This is a genomic window from Streptomyces sp. NPDC096152 (genome assembly GCF_044763235.1).
GTDB lineage: Bacteria > Actinomycetota > Actinomycetes > Streptomycetales > Streptomycetaceae > Streptomyces.
Map to the genome: position 1 here is coordinate 583,692 of NZ_JBIWFW010000006.1, position 9,093 is coordinate 592,784.

The following is a 9,093-nucleotide window of genomic DNA, read 5'->3' on the forward strand; positions in this document are numbered from 1 at the left end:
ACCACACCACTGACAATGCGGCGAAAGTGCCCCCGGCGGGGCGGCCGGAGCGCTGTCAGACGGCCCGGTTGCGCCGCCGGGCCAGCTCGTCACCGGGGTTGTGACCCACCAGGGTCTCCCCGGTGTCGACACGCTCCCCGTGCAGCTGCGACAGCGCGTTCTCCACGTCGCGCCACACCACGCCGACGGCGATCCCGAAGATGCCCTGGCCGCCCTGGAGCAGGGCGTGGACCTCGTCCGGCGAGGTGCACTCGTAGACGGTGGCGCCGTCGCTCATCAGCGTCATCCGCTCCAGGTCGCTGAAGCCGCGCTCCCGCAGGTGCTGGACGGCGGTGCGGATGTTCTGCAGCGAGACCCCGGTGTCCAGGAACCGCTTGACGATCTTGAGGACGACGACGTCGCGGAAGCTGTACAGCCGCTGCGTGCCGGACCCGTGGGCGGGCCGCACACTCGGCTCGACCAGGCCGGTGCGCGCCCAGTAGTCCAGTTGCCGGTAGGTGATGCCGGCGGCCGCGCAGGCCGTCGGGCCGCGATAGCCGATCTGCTCGGACGCCACGGACGTCGCCCCTCCGCTGTTCGGCACGGCTGCCGGCCGCTGCGGAACGTGGTCGGCCGCGCCGCCGTGAGGGGGATATCCCCTGCTCGCGCGGAGCCGAGAGTGCGTGGGAGGGTACGGGTCGTTCCCCCCGACACCGCGTTCGGGGGCACCCCCAGCCGTACCGTCGCCGCTGCTTCTCACGCCGACCTCCGTCCTTGACCTGCCTCCTCGACGGTAGGCAGTCACCTGGGGTGCGTCAACGATCGCCACACTCGGCACGCCGAGTGATAATCACCCTAAGAGTGGTTTCCCGTGCCCCACCGCGGGGAAAGGCTAGCCGAATGGCCTCGCGGAAACCCGCAGGACGCCCTCAATGGCCGACGGCATGTGCCGACGGCCGGCTCGGCCCCGACCGGACGACCGCTCCGGCAGGCCGCGGCCCCTCTCAAGCCCGGCGGTCACTGGCTGCTGCTGCCGAAGTCCTCCGGCGAGATCTGGTCGAGGAACTCGCGGAACTTCTCCACCTCGTCCTCCTGCTCGTCCGGGATCGCGATCCCCGCGTCGTCGAGCACCGTGTCGCTGCCATAGATCGGCGTCCCGGTGCGCAGGGCCAGCGCTATGGCGTCGGACGGCCGGGCGCTCACCTCGACCCCACTGGCGAAGACCAGCTCGGCGTAGAACACACCCTCGCGCAGATCCGTGATGCGCACCTCGGTGAGCTCCTGGCCGACGGCCTCCAGCACGTCCTTGAACAGGTCGTGGGTCAGCGGCCGCGCGGGCGCCATGCCCTGCTGGGCGAAGGCGATGGCCGTGGCCTCCCCGGGCCCGATCCAAATGGGGAGGTAGCGGTCGCCTCCCACTTCACGCAGGAGCACGATCGGTTGGTTGGAGGGCATTTCGACCCGGACACCTACGACATCGAGCTCGTTCACACAGCAACCCTAGGCCGTGCCCGCAAGGTTTGGGTAGTCGGGCCGGAAACGGGAGGCCGATCCGGCCGCCGCGACGCCCGGCGCTCAGGGCAGGCGCAGCCCCAGCGCGGTCTGCACCAGCGCGGCGTGCAGCTTCACCGTGAGCGCCGCGAGTTCCCTCGCGCGGGCCTCGGCATGGGCGCGGGTCTGCGGGTTGCGGTGGCGCCTGAGCGGGGCCACCACCTGGTCGACGAGGCCCGCCTCACGGTCGGCGGCCGCCTTCATCACGCGCAGATGCCGTGGCTCGATCCCGAACCGCCCCAGCTCGGTGACGAGCGAGGCCACGGTGATCGCCTCGGCGTCGTAGGCCCCACCCTCCAGTGGGGTGATGAGCCCGTACGACTCCCATTCCCGCAGGTCCGTGTCGTCGATCCCGGCGGCGGCGAGCAGCTCGGCCCGCCCGACCCGGGCCACCGCGGGAGCCTCGGCGGACGCCGGCACGGGCTCACCGTCGCGCTGGCGTCCCACGGCCGGCAGCGGGGCGGCCTCCCCGCGCTCCATCGCGTCCAGGTGTTCGCGGATCACCTTCAGCGGCAGGTAGTGGTCCCGCTGCATTCTCAGGACGTGCCCGAGGCGCTCGACGTCCTCGGCACTGAACTTGCGATACCCCGAGGGGGTGCGCTGCGGGTCGATGAGCCCTTCCGACTCCAGGAACCGGATCTTGGAGATGGTGACTTCGGGGAACTCGTCGCGCAGCGCGTTCAGCACCGCGCCGATGCTCATCAGCCCACTGTCCGCGGCGGCGGTGCCGTGCCAGGCACCGCCGCTCGGTGTTTGACGCATGGACCTTCCCTCGACATCCCCCCGGAACCGGTCCGGGAGAGGGTCAGATGGCCTGCCGGCTCGAGTAGAACACCAGCCGGTACTTGCCGATCTGCACCTCGTCGCCATTGGACAGTGCCACCGAGTCGATCCGCTCCCGGTTGACGTACGTGCCGTTCAGGCTGCCCACGTCGGCCACCGTGAACGAGCCGTCCGGGCTGCGCCGGAACTCCACGTGGCGACGGGAGACGGTCACGTCGTCCAGGAAGATGTCGCTCTGCGGATGACGCCCGGCCGTGGTCAGCTCGCCGTCCAGGAGGAAGCGGCTGCCCGAGTTCGGGCCACGGCGCACCACCAGCAGGGCGGAGCCCAGCGGCAGCGCGTCGACGGCCGCCTGCGCCTCCGGAGAGAGCATCGGGGTCTGGCCGGTGGCCTCGGAGTCATATGCCTCCAGGCCCGAGATGGAGATCGTGGACGTCGTCTCCGAGGGACGCTCCGGAGCGACGCCCGGACGCAGCGGGGCACCGCAGTTGGAACAGAAGCGGCTGTTCTCCGCGTTGCGGTTACCGCACCTCGTACACACCAGGGCCGACATGGACGGATCCTCCTGCCGAGGCTGCCCCGCAGGGGCATGGGACGCGTACGGGTCGGAGGCAAACCCTCCACCCGTACCTGAGGTTGACGGTTGCCCGAAACCTATGTCGCCCGCGTGGGCAGGGTCAACAGACGGCACGCCCTGACCACCGGAAATGTCGCCGCCCGGACCGGGAACCTGGTCCCGGAACAGCGGGCGCCGGCCTTCCGCGTCGGGCTGTGCGCGATGCCGAGCGGTCGCGTTGTCGCTGTCCTCTCGCGCGCTCTTGCCGAACAACTTCGCAAACAACTTCACGGGCGATTCCCCTTGACCGAAACAGACCCGCCCGTGGGGCAGGACGAACCCTGATTGCGTACACCGGTCGACCCGGACATCCTCACAACGTCCGTATCCACCAAACAGTTTCCATCACGCACCACCCAATCGGTGCGCCGACCCCCCGCAACCTCCTGCCCCTGCCGGACGGCCGCCATGCACCCCCGGTTCACTGGGAGGACGACCGAGCGTAGTCAGGCCGCTTCGCCGCCCGCAAGGCGTCGACGACGATCTTGCCCGACTGCTCCACGGTAACGGTGGCCTGCTCCTTCTCCAGGGTCTGCACCACGCCTCCGGGGATGTTGAGCGCCGGCTCGAGGTCCTGCGGCTTGCCGATGACCTTGAAACGATAGGGGGCGTTGATCTTGTTCCCGTCGACGTCCACGCTCTTCCCGGAGTCCGTCAGGTAGGTGCCCGCCACGACCCGCACACCGTTCACCTGGATCGCCTCCGCACCGGCGGCGCGCAGCTCCTGTATCGCGTCGAGCAGCATGTCCGCCTGGACCGTCCCCTTCGCGTCCTCGATCGTGATCGTGATGCCGGGTCCCTGCGCACCCACGGTCCCCGCCAGAATGCCGAGTTGCTTCTCCTTCTCGGCCGTCTGCTTGCGGGCCTCCGCGGCCTGGTCCGAGCTGTTCTGGAGCTCCTGGCGCTGCTTCTCGAGACCTTGCTTCTCGTCCTCAAGACGCTGGGTGCGGCCATCCAGTTCGTCGAGGATGCGCACGAGATCCTCCTGGCGGGCGCCACGCAGCGCGCTGTCGCTGTCGCTGTTGGACGCCACCTGGACGGCCAGCCCGAAGCCGAGGCCGAACAACAGCACGGCCACGATGAGTTGGGCCCGGCTGACGCGCGGCGGCCACAGTCCCTCGGCCAGTCGCTGACGGCCGGTCAGCGTCGGCTCGGTCCGCTCCTCGTCTCCGGAGGGGCGGCCGGGATCGGAGGTCTGTTCGGCTCCGGGCTCCGTCGCGGCCTCGGCCTCGGCGTTGGCCTCGGGGGCGGTATCCGAAGCCGCCGCGGGAACCTCCTGGGGGAGCTCCTTGCGCAGCCTGTTGCCGGAATGATCGCGGTGCGGTTCGCTCCCGGCCTGCTCGCGGGACAGGCCGTCGCGGGACACCTGGGGCCTTTCGTCCTGGTTGCTCATCGGTCTCACGCCCGGAACACGTGGCGCCGGATCGCCGCGGCGTTGGAGAAGATGCGGATACCGAGGACGACCACGACGCCCGTGGACAGCTGCGCCCCGACGCCCAGCTTGTCGCCGAGGAACACGATCAGCGCGGCGACGACCACGTTCGACAGGAACGACACCACGAAGACCTTGTCGTCGAAGATGCCGTCGAGCATCGCCCGCAGACCGCCGAAGACGGCGTCCAGGGCCGCCACGACGGCAATCGGCAGATAAGGCTCGACGACCGCCGGAACCTCCGGCCGGACCAAAAGGCCGGCCACGACTCCCACGACGAGGCCCAGTACGGCGATCACGATGTGCCCTTCTCAGTGCTCGGCTGTGCTGTACGTACGATCACGCTCGGTGCGGCGGGCAGCCGGAGGTCGCCCTCCGTGGAGATGCTGGTCCGGATGCCGTAGTTCTCCTGCAGGGCATGGAGGTACAGCCCGTCCGGGCTGTTCTGGAACCGGGTGCTCAGCGTGTCGCCGTCCCCCACCGCCAGGACCGTGTAGGGCGGCACCAGCGGCTTGTTGTCGACCAGTATGGCGTCACCGGCCGCCCTGACCGCGGACAGGGCGGTCAGCCGCTGCCCGTTGATGGAGACGGCCTCGGCGCCCGACTGCCACAGTCCGTTGACCACGCGCTGCATGTCCCGGTCGCGTACCCGGCCGGTGTCGGAGAAACCCGACGTCTCACGCGGGTTGCCGCCGCCGCCCGAGCTGGCCTCCTTGGCGTCGTTCACGACCAGCTTGACCCCGGGGCCGTGCACCGCGGTCGCGCCCGCCAGGATGCCCACGAGGTCGGCCCGCGCGTTGCCGCCGCTCTTCTGGAGCGCCTGCCGCTGGCGCGCGCTCACGTCGTCACGCAGCTTGTCCACGGTGCCCTCGAGGTCGTCCGCCGCCGCCGTCTCGCGGTCGATGCGGTCGACCAGCTCCTGGCGCTCCTTGGCGACGACGGGAGCGGCCACCCTCGCCTGTGCCGCGCCCACCGTGACCACGAGCGCCGCCAGCACCAGACCGGCGGCCAGTCCCAGGCGCGCCCTGAGGGTCTTCGGCATCCCGCTCTCGCCCGCGGCCTTCTTCCGCGCGGCCGCCTCGGCGTAACCGTCGTCGAGACTGTGGTCCATGACGTTCGTGATCAACGACATGGAGGCATCCGGACGGGAGGGCCGCGAGGGGGTGCTCCGAATGGGGGGTTGCTGCGGCATGTCGCACATAGTCGCACGGGGCGGCCGTGTCCTCCGAATGGCCCCACCGGCGTGCCGGACAGGCCCCCTTGGGGACACTTGTCCGGCACGCGTGCGCGCTGTCCGTTTTGCTACCGGTCAGCGCCCGGCGCTGTCCACGACCTCGGCCCACTCGTCCAGCAGGGCCTGGGCGGAGGCGTCGTCCGGACCCTCGGCCCACAGGTGCGTGACGGCCTCGGCGGGGTCAGGCAGAACCATCACCCAGCGACCGTCGGTCTCCACCACACGCACACCGTCCGTGGTGTCGACGGAGCGGTCTCCGGCCTCCTCCACGACCCGGCGCATCACCAGTCCCTTGACGGCCCACGGCGTCGCCAGGTCCCGCTTGATGACATGCGCCCGCGGGATCCGCGCGTCGATCTGGCTCAGCGTGAGCTGAGTCCGCGCCACCAGGCCGATGAGCCTGACGAAGGCGGCCGTGCCGTCGTAGACACTGCTGAACTCCGGAACGATGAAGCCGCCCTTGCCGTCACCGCCGAAGATCGTGCCCTCCTCGCCGCCGACCCGCTGCAGGTCGTCCGGAGAGGTGGTCGTCCACTCCACCTGCGTGCCGTGGTAGGCGGCCACCTGTTCGGCGATCCGGGTGGTGGTCACCGGCAGCGCGACCCGGCCGCTGCGCCGCTCGGCCGCGACGAGGTCGAGCATGACCAGCAGAGCCCGGTCGTCCTCGATGATGCGGCCCTTCTCGTCCACCAGGGACAGCCGCTCGCCCACCGGGTCGAACCGGATGCCGAAGGCCGCTCCGGAGGACGCCACGATCTCGCCGAGGCGCACCAGCCCCGCTCGCCGCATGTCGGCGGTCTCGGTCGGCCGTGACTCGTCGAGACCAGGGTTGATGGTCAGCGAATCCACACCGAGCTTGCCCAGCAGGCTGGGCAGGACGAGGCCGGCACTGCCGTTGGACGCGTCGACGACGACCTTCAGTCCCGACTCGGCGATCCCGGTCGTGTCGACGTTCCGCAGCAGCGATCCGGTGTACGAGTCGAAGACGCTGGACGGGAAGTACAGGTCTCCGATCTCGCCCGGGAACGCGCGCCGGTACTCCTGCCGCGCGAAGACCCGGTCCAGCTTCCGCTGCTTGGCCTGCGAGAGGTCGGCGCCCTCCCCGTCGAAGAACATGATGTCGACGGAGTCGGGCACTCCGGGCGAGGTCCGGATCATGATGCCGCCGGCACTGCCCCGGGCGGTCTGCTGCCGTGCGACCGGAAGCGGAACGTTCTCCAGGTCCCGTACGTCGATGGCGCTGGCCTGGAGGGCGGAGATGACCGCCCGCTTGAGCGCACGGGCACCACGGGAGTGGTCACGGGCCGTGGTGACGGTGGAGCCCTTCTTCAGCGTCGTCGCATAGGCGCCGGCGAGCCGTACGGCGAGCTCCGGGGTGATCTCCACGTTCAGGATGCCGGAGACCCCGCGCGCCCCGAAGAGGTGTGCCTGGCCCCGCGACTCCCAGATGACGGAGGTGTTGACGAACGCGCCGGCCTCGATCGTCTTGAACGGGTAGACCCGCACGTTGCCCTGCACGATCGATTCTTCGCCGATGAGGCACTCGTCGCCGATGACGGCGCCGTCCTCGATCCGCGCCGCCCGCATGATGTCGGTGTTCTTCCCGACGACGCAGCCGCGGAGATTGCTGTGCTGCCCGACGTACACGTTGTCGTGGACGACGGCCTTGTGCAGGAAGGCACCGCTCTTCACGACGACGTTCGAACCGACGACCGTGTGCTCGCGGATCTCGGCGCCGGCCTCCACCTTGGCGTAGTCGCCGATGTAGAGCGGGCCCCGGAGCACCGCGTCGGGGTGCACCTCGGCGCCCTCCGCGACCCAGACGCCGGGCGAGATCTCGAAGCCGTCGATCTCGACGTCGACCTTGCCCTCCAGGACGTCCGCCTGGGCCTTCACATAGCTCTCGTGAGTGCCGACGTCCTCCCAGTAGCCCTCGGCGACATAGCCGTAGATCGGCTTGCCTTCCTTCATCAGCTGCGGGAAGACATCACCGGACCAGTCGACCGGAACATCGGCTTCGACATAGTCGAAGACCTCGGGCTCCATCACGTAAATGCCCGTGTTCACGGTGTCGGAGAAGACCTGGCCCCAGGTCGGCTTCTCGAGAAAACGCTCGACCTTCCCCTCTTCGTCGACGATGGTGATGCCGAATTCCAGGGGGTTGGGCACGCGGGTGAGACACACGGTCACCATCGCGCCCTTTTCCTTGTGGAACCGGATCAGGTCGGTGAGGTCGAAGTCGGTCAGGGCATCGCCGGAGATGACCAGGAAGGCATCGTCCTTCAACGCCTCTTCGGCGTTCTTGACGCTTCCGGCGGTTCCGAGAGGCTTCTCCTCGTTGGCGTAGGTGAGCTCCATGTCGAGTTCTTCACCGTCACCGAAGTAGTTCTTGACCAAGGAGGCCAGGAACTGGACGGTGACGACGGTCTCGTTCAGCCCGTGCCTTTTGAGCAGCCGGAGAACGTGCTCCATGATCGGCCGGTTGGCCACCGGCAGGAGCGGTTTCGGCATACTCGAAGTCATGGGACGAAGGCGAGTGCCTTCGCCTCCGGCCATCACGACGGCCTTCATGTCGGAAGCGTCCTCCTCAGAGACGACGGTCTAGCCGACTTCACCCGTCAAGATTGTCCCGCACTTTTCCCCAGCGGGCCATCGAGCCACCGCAGCCGCCCCCATTGGCAGGCTCAGTCGGCCATGGCGTCCGCACGGACCAGGCGGCGGACTTGTACCACGTAGAGGACTCCTGCCCACCAATAGAGGGTTGTACCCCATCCGGCGAACGCCCATCCGAAAACAGCGGCCAGTGACGCGATCCATCCGCTTCCGTCGCTGAGCAGCAGAAGCGGGAAGGCGTACATCAGGTTGAAGGTCGCGGCCTTGCCCAGGAAGTTCACCTGCGGCGGCGGATACCCGTGGCGCCGGAGAACGCCCACGGCCACCAGCAGCATCAGTTCCCGCGCCAGGAGAAGCGCGGTCAGCCAGGGCGGCAGAATCTCACGCCAGGTGAGCCCGAGCAACGTCGAAAGGACGTACAAGCGGTCGGCCGCGGGGTCGAGAAGCCGGCCGAGGCTGCTGATCTGGTTCCAGCGCCGTGCGAGCTTGCCGTCGAGGTAGTCGCTGACGCCGCTCAGCGCGAGCACCAGCAGGGCCCAGCCATCGCTCTTGGGACCGCCGAACTCCGGCCGGAGAATCAGCCACAGGAAGAGCGGCACACCAACGAGCCGCGCCATGCTGAGGATGTTCGGGATGGTGAGGACCCGGTCCGTCTGGACACGGGTCTCCTGGACCTCCACCCGGGGGCCTCCTGTGGGAAACGTACCGATCGATTCCCCCCGACCCTACCTCAACGCAAAAAAGCTCCGGCTCCTGGGCTGTGTGCCCAGGAGCCGGAGCTCTAAAGGTAGTTCGGCGGCGTCCTACTCTCCCACAGGGTCCCCCCTGCAGTACCATCGGCGCTGTGAGGCTTAGCTTCCGGGTTCGGAATGTAACCGGGCGTTT

At 69.0% G+C, this 9,093-nt stretch carries 9 protein-coding genes and 1 rRNA gene; all 10 read right to left on the bottom strand.

Annotation, left to right across the window (positions count from 1 at the left end):
• Positions 1 to 55: 55 nt before the first annotated feature.
• Entirely contained in the window at positions 56 to 739 is a 684-nt protein-coding gene (locus ACIQ9G_RS23220; RefSeq protein ID WP_403612598.1) for a MerR family transcriptional regulator, read from the bottom strand.
• Positions 740 to 996: 257 nt separating this feature from the next.
• Positions 997 to 1,470, bottom strand: coding sequence for a bifunctional nuclease family protein (locus tag ACIQ9G_RS23225; protein WP_003988851.1), 474 nt, complete (start codon positions 1,468 to 1,470; stop codon positions 997 to 999).
• An 84-nt stretch (positions 1,471 to 1,554) separates the two neighbouring features.
• The gene (locus ACIQ9G_RS23230) at positions 1,555 to 2,292 is read right to left on the bottom strand and encodes a MerR family transcriptional regulator (RefSeq protein WP_403612602.1); all 738 of its coding nucleotides are present in this window, start codon (positions 2,290 to 2,292) and stop codon (positions 1,555 to 1,557) included.
• Between the two features lie 43 nt (positions 2,293 to 2,335).
• Positions 2,336 to 3,160 carry an FHA domain-containing protein gene (locus ACIQ9G_RS23235; protein ID WP_403612604.1) on the bottom strand — a complete coding sequence of 275 codons (825 nt, stop codon included), beginning with the start codon at positions 3,158 to 3,160 and terminating at the stop codon, positions 2,336 to 2,338.
• Between the two features lie 190 nt (positions 3,161 to 3,350).
• Positions 3,351 to 4,322, bottom strand: coding sequence for a DUF881 domain-containing protein (locus ACIQ9G_RS23240; RefSeq protein WP_403612607.1), 972 nt, complete (start codon positions 4,320 to 4,322; stop codon positions 3,351 to 3,353).
• 5 nt (positions 4,323 to 4,327) lie between these two features.
• Positions 4,328 to 4,660 (bottom strand): small basic family protein, encoded by a 333-nt coding sequence (locus ACIQ9G_RS23245; protein WP_003988855.1) that lies wholly within the window; start codon positions 4,658 to 4,660, stop codon positions 4,328 to 4,330.
• Positions 4,657 to 5,493, bottom strand: a complete 837-nt coding sequence (locus ACIQ9G_RS23250) for a DUF881 domain-containing protein (RefSeq protein WP_403612609.1) — start codon at positions 5,491 to 5,493, stop codon at positions 4,657 to 4,659. The genes ACIQ9G_RS23245 and ACIQ9G_RS23250 overlap by 4 nt, the downstream gene beginning before the upstream one ends.
• Positions 5,494 to 5,670: 177 nt before the next feature.
• The gene (locus ACIQ9G_RS23255; protein WP_403612611.1) at positions 5,671 to 8,166 is read right to left on the bottom strand and encodes a sugar phosphate nucleotidyltransferase; all 2,496 of its coding nucleotides are present in this window, start codon (positions 8,164 to 8,166) and stop codon (positions 5,671 to 5,673) included.
• Positions 8,167 to 8,279: 113 nt separating this feature from the next.
• A complete protein-coding gene (locus ACIQ9G_RS23260) occupies positions 8,280 to 8,888 on the bottom strand; it encodes a CDP-alcohol phosphatidyltransferase family protein (protein WP_392193480.1) in 609 nt (202 codons plus the stop codon).
• Positions 8,889 to 8,998: 110 nt separating this feature from the next.
• Positions 8,999 to 9,093, bottom strand: a 5S ribosomal RNA gene (gene rrf, locus ACIQ9G_RS23265); the annotation flags it as partial.